Consider the following 19,505-nt stretch of genomic DNA (forward strand, 5'->3'; position numbering starts at 1 on the left):
CGGCCGTACTTGAAACACTCCGCGCGGCTTCGCCCGGCGTAGCCGGCCCTACGACCGGGTTTCTTGGTTTCGTACCCTCGGTCAGTTGAAATCCACTTGGGATGCGCACGAACTGGTTGGCGGGCCGCCGCGGAGGGCGGCCCCCACCAGAGACTTGCCTCCGGAATTACTCCCCCGTGAGCCACGCGCGGGGGACGCGGGCGAACGTGACCGTCTGGTACGGGTTCTTGTCGCCGCGCTCGTACAGGAGCCCGACGTCGCCGCCGGGCAGCGCCACGAGGCACGAGTACGCCGCCGGTCCCGCGTGCAGTTCCTTCGCCACCGGCCACGTCTTCCCCTCGTCGCGGCTCAGCCGCACCGTCATCTTCTCGCGCTTCGTGCTCGCCGGGTTCGAGAACAAGATGCCGCCCTTGTCGCCGGGCAACCGCAGGATGCTGCCCTGGCACACGGGGTCGAGCAGCGCCTTGTCCTCGACGGGCTTCGAGAACGTCTGGCCGCCGTCGGTGCTGAGCGCCACGAACCGCCGGTTGTTCTTGGCGTAGGTCCGCATGTTCAGCATCACGGACCCGTCGGCCAGTTCGACCGCCTGCGACTCGTTGCAGTCCGGCCCGGCGACCCCGCCGAGCTTCCACGCCCTGCCGCCGTCGTCGCTGTAGATGACGTGCGACTCGCGCACCTTCCCGCCCTCGCTCTTGCTGTCGCACGGGACCAGGAGCCGGCCGCTCTTGAGCTGGACGCCGACCCCGGGGCCGGTCGCGTACCACGTCCACCCGGTCTTCGTCACGTCCTTCGTGATCTCGGTCGGCTTCGACCACGTCTCGCCGTCGTCGGTACTGGTGCTGACCCAGACGGTGCGACCGGCCTTGCTCTTGCCGCTCACGATCGCCGACTCGCTGTCGGTGCCGAGGTTGTGCGTCATCAAGAGGTGGATCGTGCCGGTCTTGGCGTCGGCGACCGGGCACGGGTTCCCGCAGGTGTTCGCGGCGTCGTCCCACACCACCTGCGCCTTGCCCCAGGTCTTGCCGCCGTCGGTGCTGCGCTTGAGGACCAGGTCGATGTCGCCGGCGTCGCCCTGGCCGCCCTTGCGGGCCTCGCAGAACGCGAGGAGCGTGCCCTTCGGGCCGACAATCGCCGCCGGGATGCGGTAGGTGTGGTAGCCGCCCTCACCGGAGACGAACACCGGCGCGTGCTCGGGTTCGGTTGCTGCGGCGGCGTGGGCGGCGATGAGAACGGCACTCAGCGTGATGAAGAGGCGCACGGCGGGGCTCCGAGGGGGAGGGCAGGTGCCGTGAGCATACCTTCAGAGTGGGGCGAATACCAGCGCCGGGAGCGGGCCTACTTTGAGCAGAGCGCCGCGAGTCGCTCGGTCACCTGTGTGGGGTCGAGCGTTTCAATCAACCGCACCTCGGCCGGCATCGCCGGGAAGCGGCGGGCGACCTCCCAGGTCGCGCGGTAGGCGGGCGGGCCGAGGAGCACGACCCGTTCGCCGCCGACCGCCGGGACAGCGGCCAGCGGGGTGTGCGGCCAGAGCCAGTGGTCGCTGCCGCCGAACCCGTCGGGGAGCGTGCCGCCGGCCCGCAGCGCGCCGGCCGCGTACATCTGGAACCGGGCCTCGGCGAGCATGGTCACGCCGGCCGCACTGGTCGGGTTCGCGTCGCGGCACGCCGCCACGAACCGCTGCATCGGGCGCGGCCCGGGGAGCAGGTCGGCGGCCGCGTCGAGCATCAGGAGGTGGAACTGGCCGGCGTCCGCGACCCCCCGCACCACGCAGCGGAACCCGCGGCCGAGCGCCGGGTGCAGCACGGTTACGACCTCGTCGTCCGGAACCGCGAGCAACTCGGCCAGATCCTTGGCGGCCGCGCACGCCGGCGCGAGCGCGAGTGCGGCCTCGCGCAAGCCGGCCGTGGCGCGTGCGACCCGGCGCACCTCGGGCGAGGCGCACAGCGCCGAGACTTCCGCGGTGATGCGGGGCGCGAGGTCCGCGAACGGGTCCGCCACCGGCGTCGCGGGGCGGGCCGCTTCGAGTTCGGCCTGTCGCCGGGCGTCGAAGAAGAACACCGCCGGCTCGCCCCAGCGCTGTTGCGTGCGCTCGGGGACCGCGGCGAGGTCGGCAGCGAGTTGTGCGAGGCGGGGGAGCGCGTCGAACCCGGCGTCGGGGCTCGGAGCGGGCCGCGGCGCGGCGGGTACGAGTGCCGAGGGGAGCGCCGTGCGCGCGGCGAGGCGGTTGAGAACCTGGGTGAGCATCGGCGGCGTCCTCCGTGACGGGCACCTGAGATTAGATTCTGGACACCGCCCGGATTCAAGGGGAACCCGCGCCGCCGTCAGCCGCGAAGCCTGAAACGCCGGTGAGGACTGAAGGGAAGCGGCTACTTGGACGGACTGAACCCGAACCGGCGGATGAACACGATCCGGTTGGGGAGGTTGACCGCGAACTCGACATAGAGTGGACCGGCGAAGCCGATCCGGAGGAACAGGTCCAGGTGCGTGAGGTACTCGCGAGATTCGCCGAACTCCAGCGGGGTCAGGGCGAGTTCTTCCATGATCCAGCGGCTGGCCCGGAGCGCGATCGGAAGCACACCCCCGTCTCGCGCGTGGTCGAGAACCTGCCGGAACTCTTCCAGCACGGCTCGCGAGTGGGCGACCTCGAAGTTCGGTTGCGACACGGCAGTCACCTCCCGAGGTACTTCCGCTCGTACTCCTCAATCACTTGCAGAATTGGTTGCCCACGCGGGCCGTGGAGCATGTCTTGCAGTTCTTCCTCTGTTGGCGGGGTGTACGGCACCAGGGAGCCGAGCGACGTCCGCTCAGTTCGCAGGGCCGCGACTTCCCGTTCCAGTGCGTTCAACCGCCCAAGGACGTCCGTCAGCAACTTGGGCACATCCGCGCTGGGCTCGGGGGGGGTTGCTTCGCTCATCGGTCGCACCTCACTCGGGGTCGGGCTACCCGTTCAATTCTACCGCCTCCTCCCAGTGCAGGTACAGCCGGGCGAGGGCGTTCTTGGTCGCCTCCAGGTCCTTCATCGTGTCGCGGACGCGGGTCGCGTCCTTGTACACGTCGGGCGACTGCATCGCCGCTTCGAGGTCGGCGATCTGCTTCTCGGCGGTGGCGATGTCGGCCTCCAGGTCGGTCACCTTGCGGTACGGGTACTGCCGCTTGCGCTTCGCCGGCTTGCCGGCCCCGCCGGCGTCGCGGGTCAGGGCCGCCTCGGGCCGCTTGCGGTCGCGGCCGGCCTTCTCCGCGTCGGCCTCTTCACGCGCTTTCCGCAGCAACTCGTAGGTGTCGTAGTTGCCGTACACGACCTCGGTGGTGCCGTTGTTGAACACGATCAGCAGGTCCACGACGCGGTTCAGGAAGTACCGGTCGTGGCTCACGACGATCGCCGTGCCCTCGTAGGCCTTGAGCGCCTCTTCGAGCGAGTCGCACGCCCAGATGTCGAGGTGGTTGGTCGGCTCGTCGAGGACCAGGATGTTCGCGCCGTTGACGGTCAACTTCGCCAGCGCCGCCCGGGACCGCTCGCCGCCCGAGAGGAACTTCACCTGCTGCTCGACGATCTCGCCCTGGAGCCCGAAGCCGCCGAGCAGGTCGCGCATCTTCTGCTCGGTGTGCTCCGGGTCGGCGTCGGGCCAGACCGCCCGCATCACCGACTTCTCGGGGTCGAGCAGCGCGAGGTGCTGGTCGAGGTAGCCGGGGAACACGAGGTGCCCGCGCTGCACCTCGCCCGCCGTCGGTTCCTCCTCGCCGAGCAGGATCTTCAGGAGCGTCGTCTTGCCGCAGCCGTTCGGCCCCATGATGCCGAGCCGCTTGCCGCGGGGCACGTCGAAGCTCAGGCCGGTGAACAGCACCTTGTCGCCGTACCGCTTCTCCAGGTCCTCGACGTGGAACACGTTGTCGCCCGAGCGGGTCACCTCGCTGAACCGGATGTGCGGGCCGGCCACCTTGGTCGGCTGCTCGACCCGCTCGACCTTGTCGAGCGCCTTCACCCGCGACTGGGCCTGCTTCGCGAGTTGCCCGTAGTGCGCCCGGCGGATGTACTCCTCCTGCTTCTCGATGTACTCCTTCTGGGCTTCGTACTCCTTTAACTGCCGCTCGTACCGCTCGTCCCGCAGCCGCACGTACTGGTGGAAGCTCCCCGGGTAGCTGGTGATCTTCCGCTGGTGCAGCTCGAACGTCTTGTTCGTCACCTTGTCGAGGAAGTACCGGTCGTGGCTGACGATCAGCATCCCCTCGGGCTGCTGGCACAGGTAGTTCTCGAGCCACCGCGTGGTGTCGATGTCGAGGTGGTTGCTCGGCTCGTCGAGGAGCATGACGTCCGGGGCCGAGAGGAGCAACTTGGCGAGCAGGAGCCGCCGCTGCTGGCCGCCGGAGAACGTGTTCGCGTCGCGGCCGAAGTCCGCGGCCTTGAACCCGAGGCCGCTCAGCACGTTCTCGACCTTGTGGTCGAGTTCGAAGGCGTCGTGGTGCCGCAGGATCTCGGTGAGCCGGTCGAACCTCTGGCCGAGTTGCTTGTGCTTCGTCTCGTCGGTGCAGGCCGCGAGTTCCTCGCCGACCCGCTCGAACTCGAGCTGCGTGGCCATGAGTTCGTCGAACGCGCTCTTGGCCTCGTCGAACAGCGTGCGGCCCGGCGGGAACTCGGCGAGTTGCACTAGGGTGCCGAGCCGCGCGCCGGCGTGGAGCGTGATCTTCCCCGAGTCGGGCTCGTCGATCCCCGCGAGGCACTTCAGGAGCGTCGTCTTCCCGGCCCCGTTCGGGCCGACGAACCCGACCCGCTCGCCGACGTGGATCTCGAACGACACGTCGTCGAACAGCGGGGTGGCGTCGTAGCCCCGGGATACGTTCGTGCACGAGAGCAGGAGCATGCGTGGACCCGCGGGGTCGGACCTCGGACGCGGGAGCCGGTTCCCGCAAGAGGTGTTTTACGCCCGCGGCCCGCGGGCGGCCGGCCGACGTGGTGCCGGGCGGGCGGATCGGTCATACTCCAGCTACGTCTCCCGCCCCGCAGCCCGAAGGCCGCCGCATGCTCCCCGACACCACGTCCACGTCGCCGGACCTCGTGCCGCGCGTGCCGCGCCCCGAGCCGTGGCCCGACGTGCCCGGGTACCAAATCGTGGGCGAGTTGGGCCGCGGCGGGATGGGCGTGGTCTACAAGGCCCGGCAGGCGGCGCTCAACCGGTTCGTCGCGGTGAAGATGATCTGCACCGACGCGGACGAGGTCGACGACCGGATCCGGTTCCTCGGCGAGGCCGAGGCGGTGGCGGCGATCCAGCACCCCAACGTCGTGCAAGTCCACGCGTTCGGCCAGGCCGACGACCGCCCGTACCTCGTCATGGAGTACGTCGCCGGCGGGTCGCTCGCGGCGCTGCTGAAGGAGTGCCCCCGGCTCCCGCCCCGGGCGGCCGCGGCGCTCGTCTCCAAGGTGGCCCGGGGGGTCCAGGCGGCGCACGAAGCGGGGATCGTCCACCGCGACCTGAAGCCCGCCAACATCCTCATGGGCGGGGACGAGGTGGCGCGGGTCAAGGAGGACAGCCGGTCCGACGACGACCCGTTCGCCCAGTACCCCGTGGTGTCCCTCGCCCCGGCCCGGCTCCGGCCCAAGGTGACCGACTTCGGCCTCGCCCGCGGGATGCTCCCGGGCGGCGCGTCACAGGCCGGGGTCGCCGTCGGCACGCCCGCGTACATGGCCCCCGAGCAGGCGAAGTGCCAGGCCGCGCTCCTGGGGCCGGGGACCGACGTCCACGCGCTGGGCGTTGTCCTGTACGAGTGCCTCACCGGCCGGCTCCCGTTCGAGGCCGACACCGCCGAGAAGATCCTCCGCGTGATCGCGGACCGCGACGCCCCGCGGGTCCGGGGCCGCGCCCCAGGGGTGCCCCAGGACCTCGACGCGGTCGTCGCCCACTGCCTGGAGAAGCACCCGGCCGACCGGTACCCGACCGCCGCGGCGCTGGCCGACGACCTCGACCGGTTCCTCGCCGACGAGCCGGTGAGCGTCGCCCGGCGGACCCCGGCCGAGCGGGTCGCGTACCAGATCCGCCGGCACCCGGCGTACGCGCTCGGGGCGCTGTCGGTGGTGCTGGGCGCGTTCGCCGCGGTCGCCACGGTCCTCTGGTTCCGGGCCGACGCGCGGCGGGTCGAGGCCGAGGCCGCGCTGCGAGAGGCCCGCGAGGCGCGGCAGCGGGCCGACGCGGCGCACGGCTACGCGGAGGAGGCGAAGGCCGAGGCCGAGTTCGCGCTCGCCGTGCGGGCGACCGAGCGTGCCCTCTGGGAACTCCGGGGCGGGAACGTGGCCCGCGCCCGCCAACTCCTCTCCGGGTGCCCCGAGCGGTTCCGCGAGTGGGAGTGGCACCTCGCCTCGCACCAACTGTGGCAGAGCAAGCAGGACGCCCGCGAACTCGGCTTGGCGCAGCGCTGGCGGCGGTTGTTCGCCCCGCCCGAAGCGGTCGCGCTCGCCGGCGGCCCCGCGGTCGCCCGGGTCGCGCTCTCGGCCGACGCCCGGCACCTCGCGCTCCTGACCGACGACATGCTCAGTGTCGTCGCCACCCGAACGGCGGTGCCCCTCGCCAGCGTCCGCGTGCCGGCCGGGTGCCGCGAACTGGCGTTCACGCTCGACGGTTCGGTGGTCGTGTTCGTCGCACCCGACGGCTCGGCACGCCTGTGGGAGTGGCGGATCGCTACGGGGCTCATCCGGAGCGGCGCGAAGTCGCCGCCCGTGGCCGCCGATGTCGCGATCGACGTGACCGCACTCGCGGTGCGCCGCGACGGCGAACTGGCCGCGACCGGGGCCGCCGACGGCGTCGTGCGGATCTGCGACGCAAGTACCGGCTCGGGGGCGCGCCGCCTCGCCGGGCACCGCGGCCGGGTCACCGGGGTCGCGTTCCACCCGGACGGCTCGCGGCTGGTGTCGGTCGGGGCCGACGGCACCGTGCGGTTGTGGGACGTGCGGACCGGCGTGGACGTGCTGACGCTGGAAGTGCCGGGGCCGGCGACCGCGGTGGCGTGGAGCCCGGACGGCTCGAAGCTCGCCGTGGCGACCGGCAGCGGCGTGCGGATCTTCGACGCGACCCCGCCGCGGGAGTGACCGCCGACCCGGCTTCAAAATGATTCCGGGCGAGAGGGACACCCCTCGTCCGGAATCATCCGGAACACCGGAATCAACCGCACTTGTCCGGAAGAAACAATGTCAGATTGGCACAAGATGTGAGCTGCGTGATTGTTGCGACACTCCGCAGCGAACTCGACCAATCCGGAACCATCCGGAATCACCGGAAGCACCGACGAGCCGGAGGGAACAATGTGGGCGGTGCTGAGCGACATCCACGCGAACCTTGAGGCGCTCGACGCGGTCCTCGACGACGTCGCCCGCCACCCCGTCACGCGCATCATCTGCCTCGGCGACGTCCTTGGGTACGGTCCCAACCCGATCGAGTGCCTCGAACGCTCGCTGGCGTGGGACGTCAAACTGCTGGGGAATCACGACCAGGCCGCGATGTTCGACCCAGACGGATTCAACCTAATCTCTGAACGAGCCATCTTCTGGCACCGACAGGTGATGGAAGCGAGCGGCCGGAACGATCTGTGGGACGCACTCGCCGGCTTCTCGCCTTCGCATCTGGAAGGCGATTTCCTCTTTGTCCACGGCTCACCACGGAACCCATTGAACGAGTACGTCTTCCCCGAGGACGTTTACAACGCGCGGAAGATGATCCGGATCGGCGATGAGATGAACCAGTACTGCTTCGCGGGTCACACGCACGTTCCGGGGGTGTTCTTCATGCCGCCCCTCCTCACCGCGGAAGAACGCGAGCGATACATCCAACGTGCGAGCGATGACAACGTAATCGAACCGCTCTGGCAGTTCCGCTCGCCGCCCGAGTTCGGCGGCGTGTACCGCCTCGATCACCGTAAGACGATCGTGAACGTTGGGTCGGTGGGGCAACCGCGGGACGGGGACTGGCGGGCGTGCTACGCGCTCGTCGACGGGCTCACGGTCACGTTCCGGCGCGTCGAATACGACGTGGACGTGACCGTGCAGAAGATTTACGACACCCCGGAACTCGACGACTCCCTCGCCGACCAACTCCGCGAAGGGCGGTGACTCCGGCGCTCTGTGCGGGCTTCGGCTGCCAAAGAGCGGGCGGGACGCCCGCGGTCCCAGGGAAGAACGATCCCGCCGCACCCTCTGCGGGGCAGTCGCGGGCGGCCGGTCACCCGTCGTACCGCCACACCACGACCGTCTCCCCCGCGGGCAACTCGTCGCGCTCCGGCGGCACGAGGACGAACCCGTCGGCCGCGACCGCCGAACTCAGGTTCGACGCGCCGACGCCCAGGATCGGCACCACCCGCCCGCCCTCGATGCGCACCCGAACGTAGTCGGTCCGGCCGGTTGCCGACGGCACCCGCGACGCGAGCGGCAGCGTCTCGCTCCGGTACGGCAGTTCCCACGACCGCCCGCCGAGCCGCCGCACCACGCGGCCCGCGAACAGGTCGTAGGCGCACAGGCACGACACCGGGTTGCCGGGGAGGAGGAAGATGGGGCGGGATAACGGGCTGAGGGCCAGAAGGAAGCCGACGCCCAAAGGCCCGGCCGGGCGCAGTGCGACGCCGTGGAACGCCAGCTCGCCGAGTTCGGCCACGGCCGCGGGCGCGTGGTCCGCGGTGCCGACCGACGTGCCGCCCGATACCAGGACCGCGTCGGCGTCGGCGTCGCGGATCGCGTCCCGCACGACCGCGAAGTCGTCGGCGAGGTAGCGCACCGGGAGCGGCTCGCCGCCGTCGCGGGTGACCAGCGCCGCGAGCATCGGCGAGTTGCTGTCCACGATGCGGAAGCCCGTGGGCGCGTCGCCCGGAGGCAGCAGTTCGTTCCCCGTGACCAGCAGCGCGACCCGCGGGCGGCGGTGAACGCGGGCCGCGGCGACGCCGATCGACGCGAGCAACCCGACGTCCTGCGGCCGCAGCACGCGACCGGCCGCGAGGACGACCCGGCCCTTCGCGACGTCTTCACCCACGCGGACGATGTGCTTTCCCGCAACGAGCGCCTCGCGGGCCGTGACGCGGCCGTCGGCGTGCGGTTCTGCGAGTTCCGCCATCAGAACGGCGTCGGCCCCGTCGGGGATCGGCGCGCCGGTGGTGATCCGCACGGCATCGCCTGCTCCGACGGTTCCACTGAACGGGCGGGCGGGCATCGCCTCGCCGCGCACGAGCAGCGGCCCCGCGGGGGAGGTGTCCGCGGCGCGGACCGCGTAGCCGTCCATCGCGGCGCGCTCGAACGCCGGCACGTCGACCGGGGACGCGACCGCTTCGGCCAGGACCCGGCCCGCGAGGCGCGCGATCGCCACCCCTTCGGCCGGGAGCGGGGCGGTCCGGGCGTCGAGTGCGGCGAGCACGTCGGCGACGGGGGCGCGGGGGCCGAACCCCTTCATTCGCACGTCGGTGAACCGGCTCGAATCTGTCATGACCGCGTAACCGGCGCAACCCGCACGGCTCCCCCTTGTTCGCGCACCGGTTCCCTCAACGCCACCGCTACAATCGCGCGAACGCCCAAGGTTTCCAGGCGAAATTGCTCAAGTCTCGCGCCGCGGAACCGGGGTGCGGACCCTAGAGTTGTACGTACGGAGGGCCGGTCGTACCGACGGTACGGCTCGCCGGGTCGCCCGGCGTTGATGCCCCAACGATCCCTGAACCGACGGAGCAACCTGATGCTCACCCGCCGCCTGATCCTCGCCGTGTTTGCCCTCGCCACCGTGCTCCCGTTGTCGGGGTGCGGGTGCCGCAAGAACTCGTGCTCGAACTCCAACAGCCTCGCGCCGCCGCCCGGGTGCTGCGACAAGGGCGGCCCGCCCGCGGGGTTCCTCCCGCCCCCGGGGCCGTGACCGCGGATGGTTGACCAAGGAGAGGGGGAGACAAGGAGACAAGGAGAGAGAACCACGTGTCTCCGCGTCTCCGCGGCCCCCTCCTCGATGCCCCGCAGGCCGCACGGCCCGCACGACCGCACGCCCCTTCCCCACTTCGCCAATCCGGCGGGTTTCTCCCGTCGCGCCAGGTCTTCTGGATTCCGCCGACTACCCACTGAATCTCCCCCGGCCCGGTTGCTCCCCTGCGGCGACAGCGCATGATCGTGTCGTGACGGCAGTGGAACGGCCGCGATTCGGGTAGGGCTTACCGCCCGCCCAGCGACGGAAGGATTCCGGCGGCTTCCGATGGATCGGACGAGCGGTGCTCCTTACTTTTTTGCCGCGCTCCAGGAGAGGAGGTTCGGTCCGATGAAGACCCGCGCATTATGGTACTCTCTGTTCGTCGGCGTCGTCTCGATGACGTCCGGCTGTTGCTGCTTCCGGGAGGCGTTCCCGAACGTGGGCTGGCGGTTCCACCAGGGGGCGAGTTGCTCCCCGTGTGCCCCGGCGTGTTCGCCCGGCCCCGCGTTCCGGCCGGCCGGGGTGGTGGGGGGCGGTCCCGACTGTCCGGGGTGTGCGGTCGGCGGGCACCCCGCCGGGTACGCGCAACCGGTCGGCTACCCGCCGGAGATCGGCCACCCGGTGCCGCTGCCGGGGCCGAGGGTCGTCCCGGGGTCCGAGCTCCCCAACCCGATGCCGGTCAACCCGAAGACCGGCAACTGACCCGTCTGAGCGGCGTCGGCCCCGCCGCCGCTCAGACGGACTTCGCGTTCTCCTCCGCGGAACTGCCGCGGAGGTACAGCGGCTCGAGCGCGAACACCTCCTCGCGCGTCAGTGGCGGCACCCGCGGCGCCACGGCGAAGAGGCTCTCGACCCGCGGCTCGCGGTCGGCTTCGGCCACCCGCGGGCAGTCGGTCGGGAGGCGCTCGGCATACACCTTCACCCCGGGTCCGCTCACCCACGCCCCGCCCGCGAGCCACGGCACGCACTCGTCCACGGCGACGATGCGGAGTTCCGCGAACGGCACCCACCCGGTCGCGGTGCGGTCGAACCGCTGAGCGTACACCTGCCCCTGGAGCGCGTCGGCGATCACCCACACGCCCGGCGCCTCGGCCGGTGCCTGCTCCGCGACCGCGGCGAAGGTGTCCACGGCGACCAGCGCGCACCCGGTCGCGTAGGCCAGCGCCTTCGCCGAGATCAGCCCCACCCGCAGCCCCGTGTAGCTCCCCGGCCCACGGCTCACCACAATGCCCGTGAGGTCACGCGGCACGAGCCCCTCGGCCTTCAGGAAGCCGTCGACGGTGGACGCGAGGTCGCGGGCGTGCCGGCGCGCGTCGTCGAGCGCGACGGCTCGTGTGACCGCACCGCCGCGCGCGAACCCGAGCTTCGCCGCCCGCCCCGACGTTTCGAGCACCAGCCAGTTGCCGTCCATTTGGTCCGAGGGGCTTCCGCCCCCCGCTCGCGCACCTAGAATCCCCATCATTCTCCGCACCCGCCCTGCCGTTGTACCCCCGGATCGCGAAATGTCCGACACGGCCACGATGCACATCGACGGTGCGTCCCGCGGCAACCCCGGCCCCGCGGCCTACGCCGTCGTGCTTTCGCGGCCCGGCCTCCCCGTGGTCGAAGAAGCTGATGTGATCGGCAAGGCGACGAACAACGTCGCCGAGTACACCGCACTCGTCGAGGGGCTGGCCCTGGCCCGCGAACTCGGGGTGCCGAGGCTCGCCGTCTTCAGCGACAGCGAGTTGATGGTGAAGCAGATGAACGGCGAGTACAAGGTGAAGCACCCGGACATGCTCCCCCTGTACCGGGAGGCGAAGCAGCTCGCGGCCGGGTTCGCCGAGTTCCGCATCGCGCACGTCCGCCGCGAGCAGAACAAGCGGGCCGACGAGATCGGCAACGACGCGCTCGACGGCCGCCCCCGCAAGCGCGGCCAGGCCGGCCCGCCCCCGCCCAGCGCGACCGCCCCGGCCGCGAGCCCCTCTGGCCCGCCCCAGGCCGCGTCCGACGCCGGCGTCCGCGGAGACGCGCTCGCGGTGCTGGCGTCCGCTGCGCGGGCCTGGGCCGAGGGCGGCGTGAAGGCGGTTCCGGTCGAGGCGGTGTGGGACCAACTCTGGTCGGTGCTCGAAGACGGCCACGTGCTCAAGAAGAAGAAGGCGAAGTGACATGCCGCACATTCTGTTCTTCGACGCGATCACCGACGCCGAGGCCGCCCACGTCGGCGGCAAGGGGCTGAGCCTCGCCAAGACCGCGACTGCCGGGCTCCCGGTGCCGCCGGGGTTCGTGGTGACCACACAGGCGTTCCGCCGGCTGTCGCAGCGCGGCATCGGGTCCGACACCGAGTTCAAGCGGTCCCTGATCGAGGCCTACCAGCAACTCGGCGGCGGGCCGGTCGCGGTCCGGTCGAGCGCCACGGCCGAGGACGCGGCCGACACCAGCTTCGCCGGCCAGCAGGAGACGATCCTCGGCGTGGTCGGCGGCGACCGGCTCGTCGAGGCCGTCGAGCGGTGCTGGCGGTCGCTGTTCACCGAACGGGCCGTCGCGTACCGCACCCGCCAGGGAATCGACGCCGCCGCGGTCGCGATGGCCGTGGTCGTTCAGCAACTCGTGCCGGCCGAGGCCGCGGGGGTGCTGTTCACCCGCGACCCGATGGACGCGACCGGCGAGACGATGCTCGCCGAGGCGTCGTGGGGCCTCGGTGAGGCGGTCGTGTCGGGCCGGGTGCAGCCGGACCGGTTCAAGATCGACCGGGCGACCGGGACCGTGCGCGAGAAGCACCTCGGCCTCAAGTCGGTCCGCGTCACCAAGGACGGCGAGGAGCACGTCCCGCCCGCGGACCAGCAGCGGTTCTGCATGAGTGACACCGAGGTGTCACAGCTCGCGGACCTGGGCCGCAGGGTCGAGGCGTTCTACGGCGACCCGCGGGACGTCGAGTGGGCCGTCGCCGCGGGGAAATTCTTTCTGCTCCAGGCGCGGCCGATCACGGTGGCGAGCGCCGCCGAGCGCGAGGAGGTGCGGCGGGCGGTGGTCGCCGACCTGAAGCGCAAGGCCGAGCCGAAGGGGACCGTCTGGGTCCGGTACAACCTGAGCGAGGTGCTCCCACAGCCGACGCCGATGACGTGGTCGGTGGTGCGGCGGCTGCTCGCGGCCGACGGCGGGTTCGGGGCGATGAACCGCGACCTCGGCGCGAAGCCGGACCCGGCGCTCGGCCCGCTGTCGGCGTTCGACCTCGTCGCCGGCCGGCCCATGGCGAACCTGTCGCGGATGCCGCGGGTGCAGTTCACGCGGCCCCCGGTCGAGTACCCGATGGGGCTGTTCAAGACCGACCCGCGGCGGGCGCTCGACCCGAAGCCGGTGCTGAACCCGCTCGCCGGCAGCGGGTGCCTCGTCGGCCTGCTCAAGCTGCCCGGCCTGATGATGCAGCTCAACCGCGAGAAGCGCGTCCGCACCGAGTTGGCCGGCACGTTCGCCGAGAAGTTCACGAAGGAGGTCGCGCCGCCGTTCGTCGCCGCGGCACGCGCCGCACTCGCACAGGACTGGTCGAAGCTCGACCCGCTTTCGCTCGTCCGCGAGATCGAGGTGTGGACCCAGAAGGCGCTGATCGACTTCGCGCGCGACAGCCTGAAGCCAACGGTGTTCGCGGACCAGGCGTGGGGCAACCTCACCGACACCCTCACTCCGAAGCTCGGCGAGGAGCGGGCGCGCATTGCGGTCGGCGAGCTGAGCCTCGGCGCGAGCCCGCCGCCCGACGCGAACCTCGCGAAGGCGGTCCGCGAACTCGCCGCCGGCACGCTCGACCGCGGCGCGTTCCTCGCGCAGTTCGGCCACCGCACCACGAACGAGATGGAACTCGCGCAGCCGCGGTGGTCCGAGGTGCCCGACGAGCTCAGCAAGCTGGTTCGCGGCGGCAGTGCGACTGCAGCTCCGAGCGCGCCCGACGAGTCGCGGTGGGAAGCGGTCGCGACCGAGGCGCAGATCGGCGGCCCGGCCCGAGACCAGTTCCAGGCGACCGTTACGCGGCTGCGGACCTATCTGGGCCTCCGCGAGGCGGGGAAGAACTACCTGCTGCTGGGGTACGCGGTGATCCGCCGCGCGCTGGTCGAACTCGACCGCCGGTTCGGGCTCAATGGCGGCATCTTCTACCTGACGCCCGGCGACCTCCCGGACCTCCTCGCGGGCAAGGACCTCTCCGGCCCGATCGCGGTCGCCCGCAAGCGCCGGCAGGCCGAGCTGTCGCTCGAAGTGCCGCCGGTGCTGTTCAGCGACGACCTCGACGCGATCGGCCGGCCGCTCCCCGAGCCCGCGGGCGGCGACAAGCTCGAAGGCGTGCCGCTCTCGGCCGGCGTGGTCGAGGGGCCGGCGCTGGTGCTGACCGAGCCGACCGCCGCGCCGCCGGGCGAGGGCGGCTACGTTCTCGTGTGCCCGACGACCGACCCCGCGTGGGTGCCGCTGTTCGTTCGCGCGAAGGGGCTGGTGATGGAGACGGGCGGCGTGCTGTCGCACGGAGCGATCGTGGCCCGCGAGTTCGGCCTGCCGGCCGTCGCCGGCCTGCCCGGCGTGACGCAGCGCCTCAAGACCGGCCAGACCGTCCGCGTCGACGGCGGCCGCGGCACCGTGACGGTGGTGAGTGCGTCAGGCTGAGTTCAGATGCGCTTGGCGAACCGTACCGAGTGCAACGCGGCCACGTTGCTGAACTCGACGCTCACGGCCCCGATATCGCACCGCCGGAACACCAGCGCCCCGCCGTAAGGGTTGAACGCAGCCCCGCTCTCCTCTTCGGCCATCTTCGCGAGCCGCGCGAGAACCGTTCGAAACAGCCGGACGGGACCGGCCTCCGTTGTGACCGAAACGTGGCCGGACTCGGCGCACTCCAGGGCGTGGCCCCCGGCCTCGGTCGCTACGATTCGGAGCGCCAGTCCGTCGCCCTCAGCGGCCAGCGCAAGAAGCTGGTTCGCGATCCAGTCAATACGGTTCTCGACGTCCGGCCGCTGCCGGAACAGGTCGAGCGCCCGCTCTGCCGTGGTCAAACTTGTCATACGCGAATGATCCGTTTGACGAGGGGGGGCCATGCCGCCAGCAACTCGGTCATGCCGGTCCGGGGATCGAACAGAGTGTCGCCGCTGTCCATCGCGTCTCGGGCGTCGGGGTCGGACTCCAGCACCGCGATGATGTCCGGGGGAACCTCGATCTCCAATACCGCCGGTCCGCCCTCGTTCGGAAAGTTTGCCGCCTTGAGTCGGGCGTACTGGTCCGGCGATCCAACTCCGAACGGGCGGTCCGTCCTCGCGGTCGAGAACCCGGGCGGATCCCATCGTCTCCCGCTGTTGGGCTCAACGTATTGCGGGTCGGGGCCACGCGCCGCGATCTCCTGGGCACGCCGGAGCGTGGTCCCATGTTGAAGGATGATCGGTGCGGGCGCGGGAGTCAAGTTCGGCAGCTCCAATCCAGCGAGTGGGTCGCACCAGTTGGCACGTTCACTTCTCGCTTGTCAAGTGGCGGGCCGCGTGTTGGGGGGTGGCAGTGGCCGGCGCGCTCGTTACACCGCCTCGGATTGCTTCGGGTACACTGGGGCGGGTTGCTTCGCACTCGCACCGGGGGAATCGCATGTCGGTCGTGTTGCTTGCGGCGGTACTCGCCGCGGACCCGGCACCCGCCGGGCACTGGGTCGGGCCGGACGTGGTCGCTTCGCCGGACGGCAGGATTGTGTTCGCCCGGGGCAAGGACGGCGTCGAGGCGCTCGACGCCGCGACGGGAAAGGTGCTGTGGGCGAACAAGACCGCGAACCGGCTCGCCGGCGCGTCCGGCACCACGGTCGTCGCGTGGGTCGCCGACGAGAAGGCGCCCAACGGCTTCCGCGTTGTCGCTCTCGATGCCGCCACCGGCAAGACGCTCGGCACGTCCGACGCGATCAAGATGCCCGACTGGGCCACAACCCAGAAGCAGCACGGGCGGTCGTTCCGCATTGGGGCCGCGGCGGTGGGCGGGAAGGTCACCGTCGCATGGCAGGCCAACGCCTCCTACGCCGGCGGCGCGGCCCCGCCGCCCGAGGTCGAGGAGGCCGCCCGAAAGGAGGCGGTCGGGGTCGCCACCGTCGACCTCGCGTCGGGCAAGGTGACCGCCGAGGACCGGAAGCCGCGGGACGCGGAGTTCGGCGCGTCCAGGAACAAGGTGGGCGACCTGGAGTTCCAGATCGAGGAGCAGTTGCCCGGGTTCAAGCCCGGGGCCGCGATGGTCACAAAGGTGATGCTCACCGCCACGAAGGACGGCAAGCCGGTGTGGACCCGCGAACTCGCCGGCAACCCGTGGTCGCCGCCCCCGCCGTGATTGAAGAAGAGGATTCACCGCGGAGGGCGCAGAGAGAAGATCAAAGACCGAGAGAATACAGGGTTTGAAGACGAACTCTTCTCTGCCTTTTGTCTTTCTCTCTGCGCCCTCCGCGCCCTCTGCGGTGAATCCTCTTCTGTCTTCATCCGCCGCTTACTCGCTCTTCACGGTTGCATCCCGCCGCGCCGCCCGGCACACTGGGCGTCACCTCGCCTCGTCCCCAGCCGGTGAACTCATGTCGCGATTCGCACTCCTCGCCCTCTCGCTCGTCGCCGCGTGGCCGGTCCGTGCGGCCGACGACCTCCCGCCCAACAAGCAGTACCAGGCGTTCGTCGTCCAGCAGGCGGCCGAGTTGCGGAAGAACGACAAGCCGCCCGAGACGCTCGATGCGTGGAAGGCGCAAGAGGCCGAACTGCGGAAGAACCTGTTCGCCGCGTGGGGCGGCGAGGCGTGCTTCCCCGCGAAGCCGTGCCCCCTCGACCCGCAACAACACGGCGACCCGCTCAAGCGCGACGGCTACACCGTCGAGAAGCTCACGATCCAGACGCGGCCCGGCGTGCGCATGACGGCGAACCTGTACGTCCCCGACGCCGCCAGGCAGAAGAAGGCCCCGGCGATCCTCCAGGTCCACGGGCACTGGAAGGGCGCGAAGCAGGACCCCGTGGTGCAGTCGCGGTGCATCGGTGCGGCGAAGCTCGGGTTCGTGGTGCTGTGCGTCGACGCGTTCGGGGCCGGCGAGCGCGGCGTCGGCACCGCCCTCGGCGAGTACCACGGCGACATGACCGCCGCCACGCTCCTGCCGCTCGGCACGCCCCTGTCGGGGTTGCAGGTGTACGAGAACATGCGGGCGGTCGACTACCTGCTGACGCGGCCGGAGGTGGACGGCGACAACATCGGCATCACCGGGGCGAGCGGCGGCGGCAACCAGACGATGTACGCCGGCGCATGGGACAAGCGGTTCAAGTGCGTGGTGCCGGTGTGCTCGGTCGGCACCTACCAGGCGTACTTGCAGACGGCGTGCTGCATGTGCGAGGTCGTGCCGGGGGCGCTGAAGTTCACCGAGGAGTGGGCGGTGCTCGGCCTCGTCGCCCCGCGGGCGCTCATGGTGATGAACGCGACGAAGGACGGCGTCCAGTTCTCGGTCGGCGAGTCGCGGAAGTCGGTGGCGGGGGCGTACACGGTGTTCAACCTGCACCGCCGGCCGGGGAACTTGCGGCACGAGATCTTCGAGGGACCACACGACTACAGCAAGGCGATGCGGGAAGCGATGTACGGGTGGATGACGCTACACCTGAAAAGTGAGGGCACCGGCGACCCGATCCCCGAGCCGAAGTTCGCGACCGAAAAGCCCGAGGACTTGCGTTGCTATCCCGGCGATACCCGACCCAAAGACTTCATGACGATCCCGAAGTACGCGGCGGAGGAGGCAAAGCGGCTAACTGCGACACGACGATCGTGGCCGACGGCCGAGGCGCTAGGCGTGGCGCTCGGGGGCACGGCGAAGCCCAGTCAAGGCCGCGTGAAATCGGATGTTAGTGGCGGCACGCGAACCCTCACCTTCTCGCCCGAAGACGGAATCACACTCGCCGCGACCGTCGAGACGGAATCGGCTGGCGGGCCACTTGTCGTCTTGCTGAACCTCGAAGGGAGCGAGGTAGCGCGTAAGAGCGACTCGTACGCCTTACTCAAAAAGTCCGGTGCTCGGGTCGCTACGCTCGACTTGCGAGGCACCGGAAAACTTGCCAACGCGAACGAGCGGGTCGGGCGTGCGCCGGACCACAACTCCGCCCAGTGGGGCTTGTGGGAGGGCCGCCCCCTGCTGGGGCAGTGGGTCGTTGATGTCTCGCGGCTACTCGACTCGCTGGCGCTCGGGGACCGGACTGAGGCGGGGGTTGTTGTCGTCGGTGAAGGTCCGGCGGGGTTGGTGGCGCTCTGCGCCGCGGCGACCGACAAGCGAATCACGAAGGTCGCAGCCGTCAACGCACTCACCAACTTCGTCACGGACGCGCCGTACACGAACCAACGGCTCGGCACGCTCGCGCCGGGCATCCTCCGCGACGTCGGCGACGTCTGGCACCTGGCTGCGCTGTGCGCGCCGCGGCGTGTGGTGATCGCGGGCGGCGTCTTACCTGACGGCGCCACCGCGACAGGCGACCAAGTCGCCAAGTCGTATGTGTTGGCACATCGGGCCTTCGCTCCCACCGGCAACGAGAAGGATTTCGTCATCACCACCCCAGCGAACGTGCTGAAGGAACTCGGCCTCGTCGCGGCCGACGCCAAGGACCAGCCCATCTTCGAGCCGGGGGCGAAACTCGCGACGCTCTCGGAAGAAGGGGCCGGCGGCGAGGGGCCGGCGTGGGACCCCAAGCTCGGCGTGTTCACCAGTGGTAGCAAGGGGATTCACCAGCTCACGCCGGCCGGCGAGAAGAAGGTGTTCCGCGAGAAGGCCGGGACGAACGGGCTGCTCTTCGACCGCGACGGCCACCTCGTGTGCTGCGAGCCGGAGTTCAAGTCCGTGAGTCGCATCACCCCCGACGGAAAGCGGACCGTGCTCACCGACAACTTCGGCGGTAAGAAGTACAACACGCCGAACGACCTCACCATCGAGTCGAAGAACCGCATCTACTTCTCCGACCCGCGGTACGGCCCCCGCGACGGCATGGAGCAACTCGACGCCGACGGGAAGACCATCGAGGGCGTGTACCGCATCGACCCCGACGGCAAGGTTCACCGGGTCATCGGCCGCGAGGTCGAGCGCGCCAACGGCGTCCTCGTGTCGGCCGACGACAAGTACCTGTTCGTCGCGGACAACAACAACGACACCGGCGGCGCGCGGAAGTTGTGGCGGTTCGACCTGAAGGCGGATGGAACTGTTGAGCCGAAGAGCCAGAAGTTGCTACACGACTGGGGCAAGGGCCGCGGGCCGGACGGGCTGAAGCAGGACGCGAAGGGGCGGCTGTACGTCGCGGGCGGGCTGAACAAGCCGAACCCGCCGGCCGAGCCCGCGACCGACGTGAAGGGCGGCATCTACGTCATCGACCCCGAGAGCGGGAAGTTGCTCGCGTTCGTGGGCGTGCCGACCGACGAGGTCACCAACTGTGCGTTCGGTGGCGACGACCTGAAGACGCTGTACGTCACCGGCGGCGGCACGCTCTACAGCATCCGCACCACCACGCCCGGTCGGGTGGTGTGGCCGGTGAAGAAGTAGCCTCTACCAGCTCAATGCTCGGTTGAAATCATCGGCGGTTGGCGGGCCGCCGCGGAGGGCGGCCCCCAAGAAACCAACGGCGTTTT

The 19,505-nt window shown here is 70.6% G+C and carries 17 protein-coding genes; 8 read left to right on the forward strand and 9 right to left on the reverse strand.

Annotation, left to right across the window (positions count from 1 at the left end; translation table 11 throughout):
• Positions 1-166: 166 nt before the first annotated feature.
• From ACTIGN_RS28385 to ACTIGN_RS28405, 5 genes are all read right to left on the reverse strand, one after another.
• Positions 167-1,258, reverse strand: a complete 1,092-nt coding sequence (locus ACTIGN_RS28385; RefSeq protein WP_439630251.1) for a sialidase family protein — start codon at positions 1,256-1,258, stop codon at positions 167-169.
• A gap of 77 nt (positions 1,259-1,335) precedes the next feature.
• Entirely contained in the window at positions 1,336-2,244 is a 909-nt protein-coding gene (locus tag ACTIGN_RS28390) for a hypothetical protein (RefSeq protein ID WP_439630253.1), read from the reverse strand.
• A 122-nt stretch (positions 2,245-2,366) separates the two neighbouring features.
• Positions 2,367-2,663, reverse strand: coding sequence for a hypothetical protein (locus ACTIGN_RS28395; protein ID WP_439630255.1), 297 nt, complete (start codon positions 2,661-2,663; stop codon positions 2,367-2,369).
• Between the two features lie 5 nt (positions 2,664-2,668).
• Entirely contained in the window at positions 2,669-2,914 is a 246-nt protein-coding gene (locus ACTIGN_RS28400) for a hypothetical protein (RefSeq protein ID WP_439630257.1), read from the reverse strand.
• A gap of 25 nt (positions 2,915-2,939) precedes the next feature.
• Entirely contained in the window at positions 2,940-4,856 is a 1,917-nt protein-coding gene (locus ACTIGN_RS28405; RefSeq protein WP_439630259.1) for an ABC-F family ATP-binding cassette domain-containing protein, read from the reverse strand.
• A 158-nt stretch (positions 4,857-5,014) separates the two neighbouring features.
• Here ACTIGN_RS28405 and ACTIGN_RS28410 point away from each other — a divergent pair, with 158 nt between their 5' ends.
• Complete coding sequence (locus tag ACTIGN_RS28410) at positions 5,015-7,072, forward strand: WD40 repeat domain-containing serine/threonine protein kinase (RefSeq protein WP_439630261.1); 2,058 nt, start codon at positions 5,015-5,017, stop codon at positions 7,070-7,072.
• Between the two features lie 213 nt (positions 7,073-7,285).
• Positions 7,286-8,089, forward strand: a complete 804-nt coding sequence (locus ACTIGN_RS28415; protein ID WP_439630263.1) for a metallophosphoesterase family protein — start codon at positions 7,286-7,288, stop codon at positions 8,087-8,089.
• Positions 8,090-8,198: 109 nt separating this feature from the next.
• On the opposite strand, the gene ACTIGN_RS28420 is transcribed toward ACTIGN_RS28415, so the two are convergent.
• Positions 8,199-9,446 carry a molybdopterin molybdotransferase MoeA gene (locus tag ACTIGN_RS28420; protein WP_439630265.1) on the reverse strand — a complete coding sequence of 416 codons (1,248 nt, stop codon included), beginning with the start codon at positions 9,444-9,446 and terminating at the stop codon, positions 8,199-8,201.
• Between the two features lie 243 nt (positions 9,447-9,689).
• On the opposite strand from ACTIGN_RS28420, the gene ACTIGN_RS28425 reads away from it, so the two are divergent.
• Both ACTIGN_RS28425 and ACTIGN_RS28430 read left to right on the forward strand, forming a co-directional pair.
• On the forward strand, positions 9,690-9,863 hold the full coding sequence (locus tag ACTIGN_RS28425) for a hypothetical protein (protein ID WP_439630267.1): 174 nt from the start codon (positions 9,690-9,692) through the stop codon (positions 9,861-9,863).
• Positions 9,864-10,253: 390 nt separating this feature from the next.
• Positions 10,254-10,607: a hypothetical protein gene (locus ACTIGN_RS28430; protein ID WP_439630269.1), complete on the forward strand. Its 354-nt coding sequence runs from the start codon at positions 10,254-10,256 to the stop codon at positions 10,605-10,607.
• 31 nt (positions 10,608-10,638) lie between these two features.
• On the opposite strand, the gene tsaB is transcribed toward ACTIGN_RS28430, so the two are convergent.
• Positions 10,639-11,316, reverse strand: a complete 678-nt coding sequence (gene tsaB, locus ACTIGN_RS28435; RefSeq protein ID WP_439630271.1) for a tRNA (adenosine(37)-N6)-threonylcarbamoyltransferase complex dimerization subunit type 1 TsaB — start codon at positions 11,314-11,316, stop codon at positions 10,639-10,641.
• Between the two features lie 91 nt (positions 11,317-11,407).
• Between tsaB and ACTIGN_RS28440 the strand changes: the two genes are divergently transcribed.
• Together ACTIGN_RS28440 and ACTIGN_RS28445 are read left to right on the forward strand one after the other, a co-directional pair.
• Positions 11,408-12,052, forward strand: a complete 645-nt coding sequence (locus ACTIGN_RS28440) for a ribonuclease HI family protein (RefSeq protein WP_439630273.1) — start codon at positions 11,408-11,410, stop codon at positions 12,050-12,052.
• Between the two features lies 1 nt (position 12,053).
• A complete protein-coding gene (locus tag ACTIGN_RS28445) occupies positions 12,054-14,528 on the forward strand; it encodes a PEP/pyruvate-binding domain-containing protein (protein WP_439630275.1) in 2,475 nt (824 codons plus the stop codon).
• 2 nt (positions 14,529-14,530) lie between these two features.
• Here ACTIGN_RS28445 and ACTIGN_RS28450 read toward each other — a convergent pair whose 3' ends face one another.
• Together ACTIGN_RS28450 and ACTIGN_RS28455 are read right to left on the reverse strand one after the other, a co-directional pair.
• The gene (locus tag ACTIGN_RS28450) at positions 14,531-14,923 is read right to left on the reverse strand and encodes a hypothetical protein (protein WP_439630277.1); all 393 of its coding nucleotides are present in this window, start codon (positions 14,921-14,923) and stop codon (positions 14,531-14,533) included.
• A complete protein-coding gene (locus ACTIGN_RS28455) occupies positions 14,920-15,315 on the reverse strand; it encodes a hypothetical protein (RefSeq protein WP_439630279.1) in 396 nt (131 codons plus the stop codon). The genes ACTIGN_RS28450 and ACTIGN_RS28455 overlap by 4 nt, the downstream gene beginning before the upstream one ends.
• Before the next feature lie 176 nt (positions 15,316-15,491).
• Here ACTIGN_RS28455 and ACTIGN_RS28460 point away from each other — a divergent pair, with 176 nt between their 5' ends.
• Positions 15,492-16,211: an outer membrane protein assembly factor BamB family protein gene (locus tag ACTIGN_RS28460; protein ID WP_439630281.1), complete on the forward strand. Its 720-nt coding sequence runs from the start codon at positions 15,492-15,494 to the stop codon at positions 16,209-16,211.
• A 235-nt stretch (positions 16,212-16,446) separates the two neighbouring features.
• Positions 16,447-19,419, forward strand: coding sequence for an SMP-30/gluconolactonase/LRE family protein (locus ACTIGN_RS28465; protein ID WP_439630283.1), 2,973 nt, complete (start codon positions 16,447-16,449; stop codon positions 19,417-19,419).
• Positions 19,420-19,505 lie beyond the last annotated feature (86 nt).

The sequence above is a fragment of the Gemmata sp. genome (assembly GCF_051859125.1).
Lineage (GTDB): Bacteria > Planctomycetota > Planctomycetia > Gemmatales > Gemmataceae > Gemmata.